Annotated in this window: 17 protein-coding genes; 5 read left to right on the forward strand and 12 right to left on the reverse strand. The window is 62.0% G+C overall.

The window, feature by feature from the left end; all coding sequences use genetic code 11:
• Positions 1–52 precede the first annotated feature (52 nt).
• Positions 53–1126 carry a rhodanese-like domain-containing protein gene (locus ACEN8U_RS13440; RefSeq protein ID WP_310104633.1) on the forward strand — a complete coding sequence of 358 codons (1074 nt, stop codon included), beginning with the start codon at positions 53–55 and terminating at the stop codon, positions 1124–1126.
• Positions 1127–1211: 85 nt separating this feature from the next.
• Here the strand turns inward: ACEN8U_RS13440 and ACEN8U_RS13445 are convergent, their stop codons facing one another.
• The 5 genes from ACEN8U_RS13445 to cadR form a co-directional block, all read right to left on the reverse strand.
• Positions 1212–2006: an ABC transporter substrate-binding protein gene (locus tag ACEN8U_RS13445; RefSeq protein WP_310104630.1), complete on the reverse strand. Its 795-nt coding sequence runs from the start codon at positions 2004–2006 to the stop codon at positions 1212–1214.
• A 118-nt stretch (positions 2007–2124) separates the two neighbouring features.
• The gene (locus ACEN8U_RS13450; protein ID WP_310104627.1) at positions 2125–3279 is read right to left on the reverse strand and encodes a pyridoxal phosphate-dependent aminotransferase; all 1155 of its coding nucleotides are present in this window, start codon (positions 3277–3279) and stop codon (positions 2125–2127) included.
• 269 nt (positions 3280–3548) lie between these two features.
• On the reverse strand, positions 3549–4952 hold the full coding sequence (dbpA, locus tag ACEN8U_RS13455; RefSeq protein ID WP_015001357.1) for an ATP-dependent RNA helicase DbpA: 1404 nt from the start codon (positions 4950–4952) through the stop codon (positions 3549–3551).
• Between the two features lie 56 nt (positions 4953–5008).
• Complete coding sequence (locus tag ACEN8U_RS13460; RefSeq protein ID WP_013586792.1) at positions 5009–5209, reverse strand: hypothetical protein; 201 nt, start codon at positions 5207–5209, stop codon at positions 5009–5011.
• A gap of 60 nt (positions 5210–5269) precedes the next feature.
• A complete protein-coding gene (gene cadR, locus ACEN8U_RS13465) occupies positions 5270–5701 on the reverse strand; it encodes a Cd(II)/Pb(II)-responsive transcriptional regulator (RefSeq protein WP_013586791.1) in 432 nt (143 codons plus the stop codon).
• A gap of 78 nt (positions 5702–5779) precedes the next feature.
• Between cadR and ACEN8U_RS13470 the strand changes: the two genes are divergently transcribed.
• A complete protein-coding gene (locus tag ACEN8U_RS13470) occupies positions 5780–8137 on the forward strand; it encodes a heavy metal translocating P-type ATPase (RefSeq protein WP_015001356.1) in 2358 nt (785 codons plus the stop codon).
• A 49-nt stretch (positions 8138–8186) separates the two neighbouring features.
• On the opposite strand, the gene ACEN8U_RS13475 is transcribed toward ACEN8U_RS13470, so the two are convergent.
• Complete coding sequence (locus ACEN8U_RS13475; RefSeq protein ID WP_310104624.1) at positions 8187–9251, reverse strand: helix-turn-helix domain-containing protein; 1065 nt, start codon at positions 9249–9251, stop codon at positions 8187–8189.
• A gap of 346 nt (positions 9252–9597) precedes the next feature.
• On the opposite strand from ACEN8U_RS13475, the gene adh reads away from it, so the two are divergent.
• Together adh and ACEN8U_RS13485 are read left to right on the forward strand one after the other, a co-directional pair.
• Complete coding sequence (gene adh, locus ACEN8U_RS13480; protein ID WP_035482059.1) at positions 9598–11118, forward strand: aldehyde dehydrogenase; 1521 nt, start codon at positions 9598–9600, stop codon at positions 11116–11118.
• Between the two features lie 72 nt (positions 11119–11190).
• Positions 11191–11586 (forward strand): DUF779 domain-containing protein, encoded by a 396-nt coding sequence (locus tag ACEN8U_RS13485; protein ID WP_013586787.1) that lies wholly within the window; start codon positions 11191–11193, stop codon positions 11584–11586.
• A gap of 38 nt (positions 11587–11624) precedes the next feature.
• Here the strand turns inward: ACEN8U_RS13485 and eutC are convergent, their stop codons facing one another.
• The 3 genes from eutC to eat are packed head-to-tail and all read right to left on the reverse strand — an operon-like array spanning position 11625 to position 15275.
• Positions 11625–12425 (reverse strand): ethanolamine ammonia-lyase subunit EutC, encoded by an 801-nt coding sequence (eutC, locus tag ACEN8U_RS13490; protein ID WP_310104621.1) that lies wholly within the window; start codon positions 12423–12425, stop codon positions 11625–11627.
• Complete coding sequence (locus ACEN8U_RS13495; RefSeq protein WP_015001351.1) at positions 12422–13816, reverse strand: ethanolamine ammonia-lyase subunit EutB; 1395 nt, start codon at positions 13814–13816, stop codon at positions 12422–12424. The genes eutC and ACEN8U_RS13495 overlap by 4 nt, the downstream gene beginning before the upstream one ends.
• Before the next feature lie 55 nt (positions 13817–13871).
• The gene (gene eat, locus ACEN8U_RS13500; RefSeq protein WP_013586784.1) at positions 13872–15275 is read right to left on the reverse strand and encodes an ethanolamine permease; all 1404 of its coding nucleotides are present in this window, start codon (positions 15273–15275) and stop codon (positions 13872–13874) included.
• 240 nt (positions 15276–15515) lie between these two features.
• Between eat and ACEN8U_RS13505 the strand changes: the two genes are divergently transcribed.
• Complete coding sequence (locus tag ACEN8U_RS13505; RefSeq protein ID WP_015001350.1) at positions 15516–16406, forward strand: AraC family transcriptional regulator; 891 nt, start codon at positions 15516–15518, stop codon at positions 16404–16406.
• Positions 16407–16825: 419 nt separating this feature from the next.
• Here ACEN8U_RS13505 and ACEN8U_RS13510 read toward each other — a convergent pair whose 3' ends face one another.
• The 3 genes from ACEN8U_RS13510 to ACEN8U_RS13520 all read right to left on the reverse strand — a co-directional run bounded on the left by ACEN8U_RS13510 (position 16826) and on the right by ACEN8U_RS13520 (position 18491).
• Positions 16826–17233, reverse strand: coding sequence for a hypothetical protein (locus ACEN8U_RS13510; RefSeq protein ID WP_238558528.1), 408 nt, complete (start codon positions 17231–17233; stop codon positions 16826–16828).
• 141 nt (positions 17234–17374) lie between these two features.
• Positions 17375–17944 (reverse strand): hypothetical protein, encoded by a 570-nt coding sequence (locus ACEN8U_RS13515; protein ID WP_015001348.1) that lies wholly within the window; start codon positions 17942–17944, stop codon positions 17375–17377.
• Positions 17931–18491 (reverse strand): TIGR02594 family protein, encoded by a 561-nt coding sequence (locus ACEN8U_RS13520; protein WP_310104614.1) that lies wholly within the window; start codon positions 18489–18491, stop codon positions 17931–17933. The genes ACEN8U_RS13515 and ACEN8U_RS13520 overlap by 14 nt, the downstream gene beginning before the upstream one ends.
• Positions 18492–18522 lie beyond the last annotated feature (31 nt).

Consider the following 18522-nt stretch of genomic DNA (forward strand, 5'->3'; position numbering starts at 1 on the left):
GGCGCGCTCCGCGCCCGGTACACTTGACGATGCGTGCCCACGGAGAAAAACCTTGCTCATCTTCCGCCAACTGATCGACCCGCAATCGTCCACCTACACCTATCTACTCGCCGACAGTGCGACGCGCGAAGCAGTCCTTATCGATCCGGTATTCGAGCAGGTGCGCCGGGACACCGCGCTGATCAAGGAACTCGGGCTGCGCCTGCTTTATACGATCGACACGCACGTGCACGCCGACCACGTGACGGGTGCGTGGATGCACAAACGCCGCTCGGGCAGCCAGATTGCGATATCGGCAGCAAGCGGCGCGGAAGGTGCCGACCGCTATCTGAACCATGGCGACCGATGCGAGTTCGGCACGCGCTACCTGGAAGTGCGCGCGACGCCAGGCCACACCAACGGCTGCATCAGCCTCGCGCTCGACGACGGCACGATGATGTTCACCGGCGACTGCCTGCTGATTCGCGGCACGGGCCGTACCGACTTCCAGCACGGCGATGCGCACGCGATGTTCCGCGCCATCCACAGCCAGATCTTCAGTCAGCCCGACACGTGCCTGCTGTATCCGGCGCACGATTATCGCGGCTTGACGGTCACGAGCGTCGGCGAAGAGCGCAGCTTCAATCCGCGCCTTGGCGGCGAACTGTGTGAAGACGATTTCGTCGGCTATGTGACGAATTTGCGGCTGCCGCATCCGAAGCAGATCGACATTGCGGTGCCGGCGAACCTGAAGTGCGGCGTCGCCGCGAGCGACCCCACGCAAGCGGCGGAGCCGGAGTGGGCGCCGCTCGTGTACACCTTTGCGGGCATCTGGGAAATCGGCCCGCAATGGCTCGAAGACAATATGCGTTCCGTGCAGATCGTCGACGTGCGCGAGCCCGACGAGTTCAACGGGCCGCTTGGCCGCATTCCCGCCGCGCGGCTCATTTCGCTCGGTAATCTGGCCGCCCGTGCCGAGGAGCTTACGAAAGATCGCCCCATCGTGACCGTGTGCCGCGCGGGCGGCCGGTCAGCACAAGCCACGGTGATCCTGCGCCAGGCAGGTTTTAACGACGTGGCCAATCTCGCGGGCGGCATGCTGCGCTGGCGCGCGGAGGGCCGCGTGGTGGAAAACGGGAGCGAGTAGGTCACGCTGCGATTTCGTTGCGTCCGCATCCAACTGACACGCGGACTTATGCGGTGTCGAGCTGCGCCCCACACACCGCGGGCCCTTACTTCGCTGAAACGTCGATATCGCCGAGGTATTTCGCAGCGAGCGTCTTCACCGTGCCGTCGGCCTGCACCTTCGCGATGGCCGCGTTCAAACGGTCCCGCAGTGCTGTGTCGCCCTTGCGAATGCCATAAGCGATACCGCTGCCGAGAATCTTGTCGTCGCGCACCGGCTGTCCGACGAATGCGTAGTCCTTGCCGCTCGGCTTCGACAGAAAACCGGTTTGCCCCGCGGGTGCGAGCACGAGCGTTGCGTCGAGGCGCCCCGCGACCAGGTCCGTGTAAACCTGGTTCTGATCCTGATACGAGACCACGGTGACGCCGGCGGGTTCCCAATGCGTCTTCGCAAACGTCTCCTGAATCGACGCCTGCAGCACGCCCACACGCTTGCCCTTCAGCGCTTCGGCCGTCGGCAGCAGACCGCTGTCGCGCTTCGCGATCAGTTGCGTGGGCACGCGATAAACAACCGTCGTGAAGTCGATGGTCTGGCGGCGCTGCTCGGTGGCGTTCATCGCCGAATTGATCGCGTCGAATTTGCGGCCCTGCAACGCGGGGATCAAACCGTCGAATGACGTCTCGACCCATTTGCAGGTCATATGCGCGGCTGCGCATACGGCCTTGCCGACATCGATGTCGAGACCTTGCAGCTCGCCGTTAGGACCTTTGGATTCGAATGGCGGATACTGCGCTTCGAGCCCGAAACGCAGCGTCGATGTATCGGCGGCAATCGCGCCGGACGAAGCCGCCAGCGACGCGAATGCGCAGGCCAGCGCCAGCAGAGGCTTGAGCAGTTTCATGGCAAGTCCCTTTCCTTCGGTTGAGTAGTAGTACGAACACGCAGCGTGTGAATGTGCAACGGCGCGACGATGATACTGCGTTCAAAAATGCCGCCGTCGCGCGAGTATGCAGCCAGTCTCAGATCTCGCACAAGCGGCGAGCGCCTTCAATTAGCGTGGCGTCGTCCTTCGAAAAGCTCAGGCGAATCAGGCCCGAATCGGTGCCGTCGCTATAGAACGCGGACAGCGGAATGGTCGCCACGCGCGCATCGCGAATCAGGCGCAACACGAAATCGCTGTCCTTTTCGTCGGAGAAACCGCGAAAGCGCGCGAGCATGAAGAAGCTGCCTTTGCTTGGCAACAGCTCGAAGCGCGATTCGCGCAAACCATGCGCGAGCAGATCGCGCTTTTGCTGATAGAAAGCGGACAGGCCGAGGTAGCTCTCGCGATGGGCCAATGCGTCGACGAACGCGTATTGCATCGGCGTATCGGCGGAAAACACCATGAACTGATGCACCTTGCGGATCTCGTTCATCAGTTCAGTGGGCGCGAGGCAATAGCCGACGCGCCAGCCGGTGACGTGATACGACTTGCCGAACGACGACACGATCACACTGCGCTCGGCCAGCTCGCTGTGGCACGCCATGCTTTGATGTTTCGCGCCGTCGAACACCACATGTTCGTAGACTTCGTCGGACAGAATCACAATGTCCGTGTTGCGCGTGAGCGCCTTGAGACGCGCGATGTCCGCTTCGCCGAGCACGGTCGCGGTCGGATTGTGCGGCGTGTTGATGATGATCATGCGCGTCTTCGGCGTGATGGCCGCGGCCACCTCGTCCCAGTTCACATGAAAGTCGTCGGGCGACAACTTGATCGGCACAGGCGTTGCGCCTTGCAGCCGTACGATCGGTCCATAGCTGTCGAACGAAGGCTCGAAGTAGATCACTTCGTCGCCCGGGTGGACCAATGCGCTGATGGTCGAATAAAGACCTTCGCTCGCGCTTGCGATGACGGTCACTTCGCTCGCGGGGTCATAGCGCACGCCGTAGAGCCTATGCACTTTGTCCGCGAGCGCTTCGCGCAGCGCGGCGATGCCGGACATCGGCGCATACTGGTTATGGCCGGCGCGCATGGCGTGCGCGACGCCGTCAATCAGCTTTGCGTCCGGCGCGAAATTCGGCGCGCCTTGCGACAGATTCAGCGCGTCATGTTGCGCGGCCAGTTGGCCGATCACGGTGAAAATCGTGGTGCCGATGTCAGGCAATTTCGAGCGAGCTTGCATGGCGCTCTGCATAAGGCTTCTCCCTATCTCCATCCGGCGGCGGACTGGCGGCGGCACAGTACGCGTGCCGGCCATTCCGGTCGAGTGCCGGTTCAGTGATTAGGCATCAGCCAAAGAAGCATCACAATCGAAACTTTGTCATGCCGCGCATGCGTTTATTTCATGGCTTGCGCGAAGGCGCAGCGCAGCGGGCGGGCGGCTGGCAGGCGCGTTGGGCAGAAGAAAAGGCGGCGGGACATCCCGGCGGCATGACGGGATGTGATGCGCGGGCCGCCAACGGATCACGCGTCGTCCATCAACCGCACCTTCACTTTCTTGCCCTTCACCTTGCCCGCGCTCAGCTTGCGGACTGCTTCGCGGGCAATGCTGCGTTCAACCGCCACATAGGTCGACATCTCCGTCACGTTGATCTTGCCGATTTGCGAACCGGCAAAACCGGCCTCGCCCGTGAGCGCGCCGAGTACGTCGCCGGGACGGATTTTTTCCTTGCGGCCGCCGAGAATCTGCAGCGTTTCCATGGGCGGCAAGAGCGGCTCATTGCTCGTTGCCGTGAGTTCGGACAGCTTGTGCCACTCGACCTCGCGCTTTTGTGCCTGCTCGATACCGCCCACCCGGCCCATTTCGTCCATGCTCGCGAGGCTCAATGCCCAGCCTTCCTGATCGGCGCGGCCCGTGCGGCCGATCCGGTGCACGTGCACTTCAGGATCGGGCGTGACGTCGACGTTGATCACTGCCTCCAGTTGCGCAATGTCGAGGCCGCGCGCGGCGACGTCTGTCGCGACCAGCACCGAGCAGCTGCGATTCGCGAACTGAATCAGCACCTGATCGCGTTCGCGCTGGTCGAGTTCGCCGTGCAGCGCGAGCGCATGAAACCCCTGCGCGCGCAGCACGTCGAGCAGATCGCGGCATTGCTGCTTCGTGTTGCAAAACGCGAGCGTGCTCACCGGGCGATAGTGATTGAGCAGCAGCCCGACGGCATGCAGACGCTCGTCTTCGCTCACTTCATAGAAGCGCTGGCGGATCTTGGTATCGTCATGACGCTCGGCCAACTTCACTTCCTTCGGATTCCGGAGGAACTGCTGGCTGAGCTTGACAATGCCCTCCGGATACGTCGCCGAGAAAAGCAGCGTTTGCCGCTCCTTCGGGCATTGCCTGACGACAGTTGCGATGTCGTCGAAGAAACCCATGTCTAGCATGCGGTCCGCTTCGTCGAGCACGAGCGTATTGAGCGATTGCAGCGGCAAGCTGCCGCGCTCGAGGTGATCCATGATGCGGCCCGGCGTGCCGACCACGATATGCGCGCCATGTTCGAGACTGGCGGTTTGCGGCCGCATCGGCGTGCCGCCGCACAAGGTCAGCACCTTGATGTTTTCTTCCGCGCGCGCGAGACGGCGAATTTCCTGTGTGACCTGATCGGCGAGCTCGCGCGTCGGGCACAGCACCATGGCCTGCACGGCGAACTTGCGCGCGTCGAGACGCGCGAGGAGCGCGAGCGAGAACGCCGCGGTCTTGCCGCTGCCCGTTTTTGCCTGGGCGATCAGATCGTGGCCGGCGAGCGCAATGGGCAGACTCGCGGCCTGAATGGGCGTCATCTCGACGTAGCCGAGCTGCGTGAGATTCGCGAGCGCCGCGGCCGGCAGCGGCAGTTGGCTGAACGGCGCGCCGGCCGTGATGGGACTGTTCATAAGATGATGACTCGTGATCGGCTCAAGGCCGAAAGAAAAATACGGGCAAATGGCGCTTATTCGGCCATGGGGCCGGGAGACGGACGGCCTTCCATTTGCTCATAGAGCACCGAGCCGTCGTCGCCTTCGAAACGTTCGACGTAATTGCGCGCCCCGCACAAGGGGCAACGGAAAAGCAGCCCCTGCCCCTCGTTTTTGATGACGACGTCCGACTGCTCCCACTGCGCGCCGCAGGACTGATTTCTACATGTAAACACGTTGCTTCTCCAACTGGATTCGATGGTTGATTCGCTGACGGCATAAACCGGAATGCCGCATTAACCGAGATGCGTGTGCCGCGCGCGCGGTGCGCTCACGTCCATTTCGCTGAGACCCTGCACGATGCCGCAGTCTTCGACCGCCTGTTCGCCGTGACATTGCTCGCGCAGCGCACGCAGTTGCGCCTTCAACTGCTGCAATTCGTCGATACGCGTATCGACGTGCGCAATGTGCTCGTCGATCAGGTCGTTGATGCCGCCGCAGCCGTTGGCCGGCGCGTCGGTCAGACTGAGCAGCGCGCGGATTTCGTCGTGCGTCATGTCGAGCGCGCGGCAATTGCGGATGAAGCGCAACCGCTCGACGTGCTTCGCCGAATAGCTGCGGTAATTGGCCTCGGTGCGCTCCGCTTCGGGCAACAGCCCTTCTTTCTCGTAGAAGCGGATGGTTTCGGTCGTGCAATGGGCAATTTTCGCCAATTCGCCGATTTTCATGGGCCCTCCGATACCGGCCTTGACCTTGTAGTGGCTTCAAGGTGTTTACTAGACCACAAATCCAACGAGGAAGCCACCATGCAGCACGCGCACAAGGTGAACACCGACCGCGAGGAACAGAACGAAACCGGTGCCGATCGGCAGGAGCATCGCCATGAAAAGCCCGCGCACGACCCAGCGTGCGGCCACTGCTGCGGCGCGCGCGGCCCCGCCCCGATGCCGCTGCGAGCCGATGTGCCGCCGCCATCCGAAGCGGCGGACGGCGACGTGCGCACGGCAATCCGCATCATGCAAATGGATTGTCCGACCGAAGAAGCGTTGATCCGCAAGAAGCTGAGCCGCATGGCGGACGTGCGCAGCATGGAGTTCAATCTGATGCAGCGCGTGCTGACCGTCGTCCACGCGCCCGCTGCACTCGACGCGGTTCTCGGCGCGCTGCGTTCGCTGGACTTCACGCCGGAAATCGCCGAGGCGAATTCGCACGGCGCGCCGAAGACCGTGCAAGACGGGCCACGCGCGCGGGGCAGCGCACGCTCGGGGTCATGGCTCCCGCTCGCCTTCGCGGCCGTCGCAGCGACGGCTTCTGAGGCCGCTGGGTGGCTCGGCGCGCCTGCCTGGATAGCAGCAGCGCTCGCGATCGTCGCCATCGGCTCCTGCGGGCTCACAACCTACCGCAAGGGCTGGCTCGCCCTCCGCCATGGCAACCTCAATATCAATGCGTTGATGAGCATCGCGGTGACCGGCGCGCTGATCCTCGGTCAATGGCCGGAAGCGGCGATGGTGATGGTGCTCTTCACCGTCGCCGAATTGATCGAGGCCAGGTCGCTCGACCGCGCCCGCCACGCCATTCAGGACTTGATGCAACTCACGCCCGGGCAGGCGAGCGTGCAGCAGCCGGGCGGCGGCTGGCGGCTCACCGCCATCAAGGCGATCGCGCCGGGCGCGCGGGTTCGCGTGAAGCCCGGCGAGCGGATCGCGCTCGATGGAGAAATCGTCGCCGGACGCTCGAGTGTGGACCAGGCGCCCATTACCGGAGAAAGCCTGCCGGTCGACAAGAACGTGGGCGACGCGGTGTTCGCGGGCACCATCAACCAGGCGGGCTCGTTTGATTATCGCGTGACGGCCCCAGCCGGCAATACGACGCTTGCGCGCATCATCCATGCGGTCGAGGAAGCGCAGGCCACCAAAGCGCCCACGCAACGTTTCGTCGATCAGTTTGCGCGCGTGTACACGCCGCTCGTGTTCGCCGTCGCGCTCGCGGTGGCGCTCGTGCCGCCGCTCGTTTTCGGCGGAGTATGGCAGGCGTGGATCTACAAAGCGCTCGTGATGCTTGTGATCGCGTGTCCGTGCGCGCTCGTCATCTCGACGCCGGTCACCATCGTCAGCGGTCTTGCGGCGGCTGCGCGCAAGGGCATTCTGATCAAGGGCGGCACCTATCTCGAACAGGGCCGCAAGCTGCGCCGCCTCGCGTTCGACAAGACCGGCACGATTACGCACGGCAAACCGGTGCAGACCGACTTCGCGATCTTTGCCGACGCGGACGCGAACACGGATGCGCGCTCCGACACCCCCATCCATGCCGGCACTCGCGCTGCACTTTGCCGCGGGCTCGCCGCGAGTCTTGCAGCGCGCTCGGACCATCCGGTGTCGATGGCGATTGCGAGCGCCGCGCAAAAAGACGCCGTGGCGCACCTCGCCGTCGATTCATTCGAAGCACTCGCCGGACGCGGCGCGCGCGGTGAAATAAACGGCCTCACCTACTGGCTGGGCAATCATCGGCTGGCGGAAGAGCTCGGACGCTGCTCGCCCTCGCTCGAAGCACGGCTTGACGCGCTTGAGCGCGAAGGCAAAACCGTCGTACTCCTGATCGATGCCCAGCGCGTGCTCGCCCTTTTCGCCGTCGCGGATACCGTGAAGGAGACGAGCCGCGCCGCTATCGCCGAATTGCACCGCATGGGCGTCGGCACGGCCATGCTCACCGGCGACAATCCGCACACGGCAGCGGCGATCGCCGAGCAGGTCGGGATCGACGAAGCGCGTGGTAACCAGTTGCCGCAAGACAAGCTCGACGCTATCGCGCAATGGTCGGCTGAAGGCGCGAGCGTCGGCATGGTCGGCGACGGCATCAACGACGCGCCCGCGCTGGCGCGCGCGGACATCGGCTTCGCGATGGGCGCAATGGGCACCGGCACCGCAATCGAGACGGCGGACGTCGCGTTGATGGACGACGACCTGCGCAAGATCCCGCTCTTCATCCGCCTGTCGAAAGCGACGCATGCGGTGCTCGTGCAAAACATCGCGCTCGCGCTCGGCATCAAAAGCGTCTTTCTGGTGTTGGCCGTGATGGGTCTCGGCACCATGTGGATGGCCGTATTCGCCGACGTCGGAGCGAGCCTGCTGGTTGTGGCCAACGGCTTGCGGCTGCTGAGAAAATAAACGCGGGCGCTCTTGCGCACCGCGTGATGCCCGAGGCGTCGAAAACGGGCTAGTGCGCGAACGAGCGGTTGCTGCCGGCAGAATGCGCGTCGATCGCAGCCTTCAAGGTGTCCGAAGGGCGCATGCCGAAGAGCTTGCGATAATCGGTCGCAAACTGGCTCATATGCCAGAAACCCCAGGCGGCCGCGACGTCCTGCACCGAGCGCGCATCGCGCGATGCGTTGCACAGATCGCGCCGCGCGCCGTTCAGGCGGATCGCGCGCACGTAGTGGGCGGGCGCCATGCCGAGCACGTCCTGAAAGCAGTACTGCAACGTGCGCCGGCTGACATGCAGCCGCTCGCACAGCTCGGGCACGCCGACCGCGCGGTCGCGATTGGCGAGCACATAGTCGCGCGCTTCCGCGACGATCGACTGACGGCGCACACGTGTCGGCATGGCAAGCGGTTCAAGCGCGGCGGGCAACGCGCATGCATCGAACAGCGCGCCCAGCACCGCGGCTTGCAGGCTCTCGCGCGCCGGCGCGGACAAAGGCGCGCCGCTCGCCGCGCTTTGCGTGAGAAGCTCGCGCAACGAAGCGCACAAACGCTCCTTGCGCTCCATGCCGATGGGCACGACCTCAGTGTGCGCCAACTGCTCCGCCAGCACGACGTGTTCGACATCCGCTGCATAACGGCGCAACACGTCACTCTTCACGACCACGCCAAAAATCTCGTAGCCCGCCGACGTCAGCAGTTCGAACTCGATGCCGCCAGGACGAAACGCGAGTGCATCGCCGGCAATGATCTGCGCGTCGATGCGGCCCGAGCCCGCGCGGCACGTCGGAATGCCGAACCAGTACGCGTCTTTTTGCACCTCGCAGGTTTGCCGCAGCGTGTGGCTCGTCGTTTCGACGAAGATCTGCATGTGATCGACGCACAGCTCCGTCAAACCGCCGACAAAGCTGCCTGCGGTCAGCTGGTCGTAGGTTTGATGCCAGCCGTGAAGGTTGCGCGCCTGCTCGTCCGCGTCGTGAGCAATGCGGGTCTGCACGCGGAAGCTAGGCTGCGGCGCGCGCGCTGAAGCTGCGGGGGGCGCTGCGTTTGCGAAGGTGTCGCTGAGGGTTTCGATCGTCATGGCGAATCCGCGCGATGGATTATCGAAGAGAAAAAACAAGGCAAGTCCCATGCCGATCGTGCGCGGCCGATCATCGCGCCGACTGCTCCAGCATGGGCCAGGCCCCTGTTCAATTCGTGAACAGCAACAACAGCACTGCTCAGAAACGACGCGCCCGCCTGTTGCCCGTTCGAGCCTCGACCCCACGCCGCGGTGCGCCCGTGCCTGCCGTGCGTGCACGGCTCACCAGCCAGGTGCATTGGCATGGTTCTGGCTCCAAGGGTCTCGCGGCCAGCTTCAACGGATTGCAACCCGAGCGCAGCATCGCGCCGACTATAGCCCATTCAAACATGTGAGGAGCACTGAGATGAATCACGCGGAGATGCAGTTTCTGACGACCGAATTCCCGTACAAAAAGCAGTATGCGAACTTTATCGGCGGCGAATGGGTGAAGCCGGTAGGTGGCGAGTACTTCGACAATGTGTCGCCGATCACGGGCGAGCCGTTCACTTCCATTCCGCGCTCCCGTGAGGCCGACGTCGAACTGGCGCTGGATGCCGCGCACCGTGCGAAAGCTGCATGGGGCAAGACCTCGACGACGGATCGCGCGAACATTCTGAACCGCATTGCCGACCGCATGGAAGCGAACCTGCAGCGCCTCGCGGTCGCTGAAACGATCGACAACGGCAAGCCGCTGCGCGAAACGATGGCCGCCGACATTCCGCTGGCCATCGACCACTTCCGCTATTTCGCCGGCGCGGTGCGCGCGCAGGAAGGCTCGATCTCCGAGATCGACGACGACACGGTGGCCTATCACTTTCACGAGCCGCTCGGCGTGGTCGGTCAGATCATTCCGTGGAATTTCCCGATTCTCATGGCGGTGTGGAAACTCGCCCCTGCGCTCGCGGCCGGCAATTGCGTCGTGCTCAAACCCGCCGAGCAAACGCCCGCATCGATTCTCGTGCTCGTCGAACTGATTCAGGACCTGCTGCCCGCCGGCGTGCTGAATGTGGTCAACGGTTTCGGTCTGGAAGCAGGCAAGCCGCTCGCCTCCAGCAAGCGCATCGCGAAGATCGCCTTCACCGGCGAAACCACCACGGGTCGCCTGATCATGCAGTACGCGAGCCAGAACATCATTCCGGTCACGCTCGAACTGGGCGGCAAGAGCCCGAACATCTTTTTCGCCGACGTCATGAGTCAGGACGACAGCTACTTCGATAAAGCGCTCGAAGGCTTCGCGATGTTCGCGTTGAATCAGGGCGAAGTGTGCACGTGCCCTTCGCGCGTATTGATCGATGAAAAGATTTACGACCGCTTCATGGAGCGCGCGTTAAAACGCGTCGCGGCGATCACGCAGGGTCATCCGCTGGATACGAAGACGATGATCGGCGCGCAGGCTTCGCAGGAGCAGTTGGAGAAGATCCTGTCGTATGTGGATCTCGGCAAACAGGAAGGCGCCGAGTGTCTGATCGGCGGCGAACGCAACGTACTTGGCGGCGAACTGAGCAAGGGCTATTACGTGAAGCCGACTGTGTTCCGCGGCAACAACAAGATGCGCATCTTCCAGGAAGAGATCTTCGGGCCGGTGGTGTCGGTCACGACGTTCAAGACCGAAGAAGAAGCGCTCGAAATCGCCAACGACACGCTGTACGGTCTCGGCGCGGGCGTCTGGACACGCGACGGCACGCGCGCCTATCGCTTCGGCCGGCAGATTCAGGCGGGCCGCGTGTGGACCAATTGCTACCACGCATATCCGGCCCACGCGGCGTTTGGCGGCTACAAGCAATCGGGCATTGGCCGCGAAAATCACAAGATGATGCTCGACCATTATCAGCAGACCAAGAACCTGCTCGTGAGCTATAGCGAGAAACCACTCGGTTTCTTCTAAGCGCGCAACGCTAGCGACTCTGTTCAAGCGGGCCGCCTTGCGCGGCTCGCTTTATTTCTGCGAGGACCTACGATGGCCGACAAACAAGAAGTGGCTCGCGTCATTGCAACGCCTGCCGCAATCGAGTTGATCGACAGATTGCGCGCGGAGCATGGCGACGTGCTGTTCCATCAATCCGGCGGATGCTGCGACGGGAGCGCGCCGATGCTGTTTCCGCGCAGCGAATTCATGGTCGGTTCGTCCGACGTGAAGCTCGGCACGCTCGCCGGTGTGCCGTTTTACATGAGCGATTCGCAATTCGAGTACTGGCAGCACACGCAGTTGATTATCGACGTGGTGCCGGGCAACGGCGGCATGTTCTCGCTTGAACGGCCCACGGGTTTGCGCTTTCTCACGCGCTCGCGTCTATTTGACGACGACGAAAACGCGTGGCTCGAATCGCACCCTGTGCAGCGCGCCGATGCGTGAAGCCGCGTCCAGGTCGCGCTGGCGTGTGCGCCGGGGCTTTACGGATGGGGGCTGGAGTTTGCCGCGGCGCCGATCGCGGGCGCTGCTGGCCCAGCGGGCAGCGACGCGTCGCTGTCATCTTTCAGTCCGACGCCGGTGAGACCGAGACGCCGCGCATGCGTGAGCAGATAGTGCAGTTTGTGGGCAGCCAACGGATAGTCGAGTCCTTCCGGACGCACGTTGGAAATGCAATTGCGCTGCGCGTCGCTGCAACCCACTTTCGGCGCATACGTGAGGTAGATGCCGAGGCTATCGGGCGAACTGAGGCCTGGCCGTTCCCCGATCAGCATCACCACGATCCTCGCGTGCAGCAGCTCGCCGATCTCGTCGCCGAGTGCAACGCGCGCTTGCCGCGCGACGACCACAGGACCGATCCTCCAGTCCGCAAGCTGCGGCACCACGGCTTGCAGCAGCGGAACCGCCTGCTTCGACGCGGCGAAGGCCGACAAGCCGTCGCCAATCACGAACACGACATCCGGCGACTCGTTCGCTAACTGCGCGAGCGCGGCGCGGCTCTCGTCCGACAGGCGCCGCCCGAGATCCGGGCGCCGCAAGTAATGCTCGCGATCGGGCGCGGCGCTATGCACGTCGAGCGTTGTGAAGTCGAGCGCATGCAACTGCTCATGCAATGCCTCTGTGTCCAGCGGATGATGCACGGCGTCGCGCGCCTGCGCATGCGAAAGATTGAACGCGAGCAAAGGCGCAGTCGGCACACTGCTGCCCGCGCGGCCCAGCGCAATGCGCGCATTGGTGAACTGGCGCAGCGCATTCCACGGGTTCTTGTCGACGAAATCACTCATGCGATACCCATCCAGTCGCGCGCGCCCTCGAGCAGCGGTTGCTGTGGCGATGCGCTGAGCAGTGCGCCACGTGCGTCGGTGATCTGCATCGACTCCAGCCATTCCTCGAATTCAGGCGCGCGGCGCAGGCCGAGCACGTCGCGCACGTATAGTGCGTCATGAAACGACGTGCTTTGATAATTGAGCATCACGTCGTCCGCGCCCGGAATGCCCATGATGAAGTTGATGCCCGCGACGCCGAGCAGCGTGAGCAGGTTGTCCATGTCGTCCTGATCGGCTTCCGCGTGGTTCGTGTAGCAGATGTCGCAACCCATCGGCACGCCGAGCAGCTTGCCGCAGAAGTGATCTTCAAGACCGGCGCGCGTGATCTGCTTGCCGTCGTACAGGTATTCAGGGCCGATGAAACCCACCACGGTATTCACGAGAAACGGGTTGAACTTGCGCGCAACCGCATACGCGCGCACTTCACAGGTTTGCTGATCGACGCCGAAATGCGCGTCCGCGGAGAGCGCGCTGCCCTGCCCCGTTTCGAAGTACATCAGATTACTGCCGACGGTGCCGCGTTTGAGCGACAGTCCCGCTTCATACGCTTCCTGCAGCAGCGCGAGCGAAATGCCGAAACCGGCGTTGGCTTTTTCCGTGCCGGCAATCGACTGAAACACGAGGTCCACGGGCGCGCCTTTTTCGATTGCGGCAATCGTATTGGTGACATGCGTGAGCACACAGGATTGCGTGGGCACCTGGTAGCGCTGACGGAAGTCGTCGATCATCAGCAGCAGCTTCGTGATGGCGGCGAGATTGTCGCTGGCCGGATTGATGCCGATCATTGCATCGCCACAGCCGTACATCAGGCCGTCGAGCATGGAGGCAGCAATGCCTTTGACGTCATCCGTCGGATGATTCGGTTGCAGACGCACCGACATGCGGCCCGGCAGTCCCACGGTGTTGCGAAAGCGCGTGATGACCGGGCGTTTGCGCGCCGCCGCGATCAGATCCTGATTGCGCATCAGCTTCGAAACAGCGGCCACCATCTCCGGCGTGAGACCCGCGGCGATACGGGTGAGCGCATCCGCATCCGTCGACGTGCTCAAGAGCCAGTTGCGAAAGTCGCCCACCGTCAGATGCGAAATCTCGGCGAATGCCTGCGGCGAATGCGTGTCGATCACAAGACGCGTGACCTCGTCGCTTTCATAAGGAACCAGCGCTTCATTCAGGAACGTACGCAACGGCACCTGCGCCAACGCCATTTTCGCGGCGACGCGTTCCTCCTCGCTTGCTGCCGCGACGCCGGCGAGTTGGTCGCCGGAACGTTGCGGGCTCGCCTTCGCCATGAGTGTTTTCAGATCGGCAAAGCGATATGTTCGGCTGCCGATTGTCTCCGTATAGCTCATCTTTTACGACTCCAGCTTGCGACTGCGGCGCCGCTGCGCGCAGCGGCTTCGTCGGTCATTCTTCCAGCAAGGCGTCCGTCGGCGCGGCCTCGCGTTGATGGCGCGTCAACAGGAAATAGACGTAGCCGAGCGCGAGAAAGATGGCGAACACCACGGCCACCAGGAAGTTGAAGTACACCATGGTCGCCAGACAGATCACCGCGGCCGCCAGCGCGAAGGCCGGAAACAGCGGAAAGAGCGGCGCACGGAACGGACGCTCCATGTCCGGTTCGGCGCGGCGCAGCTTGAAAAGCGACAACATGCTGATGATATACATCACGATAGCGCCAAACACGGACATCGTCACGATGTTCGCGGTGAGCGTCTGGCCGCCGAACTGGATCAGCTCGTCGCTGTAGATCGCCGCGATGCCGATCACGCCGCCCGCCAGAATCGCGCGATGCGGCGTCTTGAAGCGCGGATGCACCTTCGAGAGCCATTCCGGCAGATAGCCCGCGCGAGCCAGCGCGAAAATCTGCCGCGAATAGCCGAGGATGATGCCGTGAAACGACGCGACGAGACCGAACAGTCCGAGCCACACCAGCATATGCATCCAACCGCTATGTTCGCCGACGATGTATTTCATCGCTTGCGGCAGCGGGTCGTTGATATTCGCGAGCTTCGTCCAGTCGCCGGCCGCGCCCGCGAACACCATCACGCCGATGGCGAGCACCACCAGGGTCAGAATGCCCGCGACATAAGCGATGGGAATGGAACGCTTCGGGTTTTTCGCTTCTTCGGCGGCCATGGCGACGCCTTCGATCGCGAGGAAGAACCAGATCGCAAACGGAATCGCCGCAAACATGCCGTTAAACGAGCCCATGCTGAACGTGTCCGCGCCGGCCCAGCCCCCCTTCGTGAAGTTCGACCAGTGAAAGCCCGGCGAAACGACGCCCATGAAAACGAGCAATTCGAAAATGGCGAGCAGCGTGACGCATAGTTCGAACGCGGCCGCGATCTGCACGCCCACGATGTTCAAGGCCATGAAGACGAGATACGCGCCCATTGCCGCGTGTTTCGGTTCGAGCGCCGGGAACTGCACGTGGAGGTAGGCGCCGATTGCGAGCGCGATGGCCGGCGGCGCAAACACAAATTCGACGAGCGTGGCGGCGCCCGCGAGATAACCGCCCGTCGGGCCGAACGCGTGACGCGCGTACGCGAACGGGCCGCCCGCGTGCGGAATCGACGTGGTGAGCTCGGTGAAGCTGAAAATGAAGGTGGTGTACATCGCGGCGATGAAGACGGCCGTGATGACAAAGCCGAGCGTGCCGGCGCTCGCCCAGCCATAACTCCAGCCGAAGTATTCGCCGGAAATCACGAGACCGACCGCGATTCCCCATAGTTGCCACGTGCCGAGCGTCTGCTTCAACTCGTGATGCGTGACCTTACCGACGTGCTGACTGTTGGACTCTGATTTCATCGGACGCTCCGGAGTTTTCCGCTTGCTCGACGCCGCAAGGCTTTGCGGTGAGTGGACGGGCAGGCTTTCGCCGATGGTAGTGAGCCATTATTCGGGGGTGGTATCGAAATTTGGCAAAGTTGGGGGGACGCTTTTTGCAGAAGGCGCTTAATTGAGCACGTGAGGTTTGCGCTTCGGATTCGCAGGATTTGGTAAACGGGCGCGTGATATTTTTGTTTTTGTTTTCGCTTCGCAAAACCAATGACTTTCCACACTCGCGACAACATGAACGATTCAACCAGTCGGACACGCTACGAGACGCGCCTCGGCCGCGTGCTCGACCACATTTACGATCATCTGGACGAACCGCTCGACATCGATCGGCTCGCGGAAATTGCGTGCCTGTCGCCCTATCACTGGCACCGCATTTATCAGGCGATGTACGGCGAGACGGTGGCCGCCACGGTTCGGCGCCTGCGGCTGCATCGCGCCGCCGGTTATCTGGCAAACGGAACGATGCCGATTGCCGAGATTGCATCGCGCTCGGGTTATAGCAGCCTGCAATCGTTTTCTCGCACGTTTCGCGCGATATTCGGCGTGCCGCCCGCGCAGTACCGCAACGAGGGCACACACCGCCGGTTTCGTCCGGCACTTTCGGGAGAGAAGCAAATGACACTGCGTGAAGTGGAGATCCGTCGCATGGAGCCGATGGCAATTCTGTCGGTCGATCACGTTGGCTCGTATATGCAGATCGGCAAGGCGTTCGACGCGCTTTTTGGATGGCTGGGTAAAAACAATTTGCTCGCTGCGGAGCTGCGCATGATCGGCGTGTATTACGACGATCCCGGCATGGTGGATGAACACGCACTGCGCTCGAAAGCGGGGGTGCTGTTGCCGGGTCCGCTACCAATGTCGGTGACGGTGAGCCCGCCGGTGTCGATCGAGCCTGTGCGCGGCGGCGAGTATGCGGTGTTGCGGCACACGGGGCCGTACAGCGATATGCGCGCGGCCTACGAGTGGTTGTATGGCACGTGGCTCGTGCAGTCAGGGCGCGAGGCGGCCGATGCGCCCGTATTCGAGGAGTATTTGAACAGTCCGAAGACGACGGCGCCCGCGAAGTTGGTGACGGAGATCTGTTTGCCGCTTCGGTGAGGGTTGCCTAAGTGTTGCTTGTGGGTTGGCGGTGCGTTGCATGTTCAGGTGGCGCGAATGTGGGTGCTTGTTTTGGTTTTTATAGGCTTTGTATATGTATACGTAGTAATAGTTAACAAGGGGTGGTGTGGCTTGTGGACAACTGCGAAGCTCTCTTTCGCATCAATGGGTTGCAGCGGAGATAACCTTGCTGGGCGAGCGTGGATATCAGGCTCGGGCCAAGGGGAAGTTTTCGTGCGGCCCACTGAGCGGTGGGGTTATCAAGGTTTGCCCCACATCGTGTGAACCGGGTTTTACACGGGTTGTGCAGAGGAGGGTGGGGATAAGTTGGTTGGCGAGGGGCACCAGTGCGCCCCACCTCGTGCGACGGGCGTAGTCTATCCAGAATGTCCACGGACGCGCCGCAACGTCATGAGACCTCAAAAGCGCGCGAAGAAATTATGCTTTGTATCCGTTCGCTCAATCTTCGTGCTCGCGTCGATATACACGTCGACCCGGCTATACGGAGGCTTGACGTGCACACCGTCGCGACTCGCGAAAGGCAAACTGACCTCGATCCACGCATCCCGCGATGCAAACATGGGCGTGTAGAACTTTTCGGTCTGCCCGGGTGCCAGTTCACCGCGAGTGATTTGATCGTTTTCGTTCAGGAAATAGACCACCGGCTTCTGCGCGTCCGCCGAGTAATGCAGCACGATTACCGGCCGGCAGAAAAACCATGCGGCCAGCGCGAGTATGCACAGCAGGGCGATCCATTTAAGTCGTTTGGAAAGCATCATCAATCGGTCACCGGGAGTATTGATGCGGCCTCTTGGCCGCAGCGTCACCTGCGCCCCAAGGCATGGGAACGGCAGCTATCTTGCGAAGCAGAAGGTCGGTCGTCAATTCGTTTGGGCGCTGCGACCGACCTGTATTCGGGGCCGACGGCGACATCCCCGGCGAGGACCGCGTTTGCATAGGCAGCATAATTATTTTGCGGTGCATGCGATGAAGAACATTTCGACGCTAGCGAGTGATAGCGGACGCTTGTCTTTCACAAACGTGATTGAAAGCCTGGTCAGTCGTTGTGACATCACGCAGGCGCCAGAAGGTATGTCATAGTTGACTTCCTGCACGCACTCGTCTTTCGGGAATCGCTTGGATGTTCGCAGATTGTCGACCGACGGTTTGCCGCCTCTGAGTTGTCCCCTCATATAGGTGAAGTCCGGCTTGTCAAATTGGAAGCCGGAAAACAGATCTTTGTAGGTGTTCATCGTGTGGATCAGCCAGTCGATCTTCTCTGCGGTCGGACGCCCCCCTTGCTCCAGTTTGCGCCCCTCGGACGCGTTGGTAAGCAATTCAAATTGCGACCTGTCCACATATTTGGAAAACGCTTTGGCGTCTGGAAAATGCGTGAAGAAATCGCGCTGCAACGTCTGCAGATCGTCAGTTGTAATGCAACTTTCCTTCGGGCCGGCGAAGGCTACGTTGCATGCGCACATTGCCGATAGCGCGATGGCTGTGACGACCGATGATCGTAATGCCTTAACGTGTTCCATGGCCTTTGGGATCTTTGATGTGATGCAGTTTGTTGAGTTCTTCGGCATTCGCTTCGGGTAACTGAGCGCCCTTCTTGATTTCTTCCTGCGCGAAAGGCAAGTAGGTCAGCGGGACATAGAACCCGTGCATAGCAGATTTTGGAAAATCGGTGAAGTCGATGGTGCCGCCGAATGTACCGTGGCCGCCCTGATTGCCGCCAAGCACCACTAACTTTTTGCTCTTGGAATCGTAACCGTATACAAACATTACGTGCTCCAGGTTAGCGAGCACCGCGATGCAACCGTACACTGGCTCCTTGATCGGCGGAAAGTTGGGGTCCCCAACGAACTTTCGAGCACGGTGCCGATCGTCCCGCTTCGTCACCATGTCCCGTCCGTCCTGTTTCATCACCCAGTTGACGAACGCGGCGCACCACGCATTGGCGCTGCCATTCAGACTCTTGATCCAGTTCTGGTTGTCGACCAAGTCGTGATAATTCATGGTCTTTGTTATAACGCTTTCATCCGCACCGCCCCAACGCTCGGCTTCCTTGATGGCGATGCTCATCCACGTGGCGCGCGGCTGATCGGGCAGGACG

The sequence above is a fragment of the Paraburkholderia phenoliruptrix genome (assembly GCF_047325075.1).
GTDB lineage: Bacteria > Pseudomonadota > Gammaproteobacteria > Burkholderiales > Burkholderiaceae > Paraburkholderia > Paraburkholderia phenoliruptrix.

What these genes read in the sequence shown, in the direction of transcription:
- ACEN8U_RS13445 (WP_310104630.1), bottom strand. Translation starts at nt 2,006, where the DNA reads ATGAAACTGCTCAAGCCTCTGCTGGCGCTGGCCTGCGCATTCGCGTCG.
- ACEN8U_RS13450 (WP_310104627.1), bottom strand. Translation starts at nt 3,279, where the DNA reads ATGCAGAGCGCCATGCAAGCTCGCTCGAAATTGCCTGACATCGGCACC.
- dbpA (WP_015001357.1), bottom strand. Translation starts at nt 4,952, where the DNA reads ATGAACAGTCCCATCACGGCCGGCGCGCCGTTCAGCCAACTGCCGCTG.
- cadR (WP_013586791.1), bottom strand. Translation starts at nt 5,701, where the DNA reads ATGAAAATCGGCGAATTGGCGAAAATTGCCCATTGCACGACCGAAACC.
- ACEN8U_RS13470 (WP_015001356.1), top strand. Translation starts at nt 5,780, where the DNA reads ATGCAGCACGCGCACAAGGTGAACACCGACCGCGAGGAACAGAACGAA.
- ACEN8U_RS13475 (WP_310104624.1), bottom strand. Translation starts at nt 9,251, where the DNA reads ATGACGATCGAAACCCTCAGCGACACCTTCGCAAACGCAGCGCCCCCC.
- adh (WP_035482059.1), top strand. Translation starts at nt 9,598, where the DNA reads ATGAATCACGCGGAGATGCAGTTTCTGACGACCGAATTCCCGTACAAA.
- ACEN8U_RS13485 (WP_013586787.1), top strand. Translation starts at nt 11,191, where the DNA reads ATGGCCGACAAACAAGAAGTGGCTCGCGTCATTGCAACGCCTGCCGCA.
- eutC (WP_310104621.1), bottom strand. Translation starts at nt 12,425, where the DNA reads ATGAGTGATTTCGTCGACAAGAACCCGTGGAATGCGCTGCGCCAGTTC.
- ACEN8U_RS13495 (WP_015001351.1), bottom strand. Translation starts at nt 13,816, where the DNA reads ATGAGCTATACGGAGACAATCGGCAGCCGAACATATCGCTTTGCCGAT.
- eat (WP_013586784.1), bottom strand. Translation starts at nt 15,275, where the DNA reads ATGAAATCAGAGTCCAACAGTCAGCACGTCGGTAAGGTCACGCATCAC.
- ACEN8U_RS13505 (WP_015001350.1), top strand. Translation starts at nt 15,516, where the DNA reads ATGACTTTCCACACTCGCGACAACATGAACGATTCAACCAGTCGGACA.
- ACEN8U_RS13515 (WP_015001348.1), bottom strand. Translation starts at nt 17,944, where the DNA reads ATGGAACACGTTAAGGCATTACGATCATCGGTCGTCACAGCCATCGCG.
- ACEN8U_RS13520 (WP_310104614.1), bottom strand. Translation starts at nt 18,491, where the DNA reads ATGAGCATCGCCATCAAGGAAGCCGAGCGTTGGGGCGGTGCGGATGAA.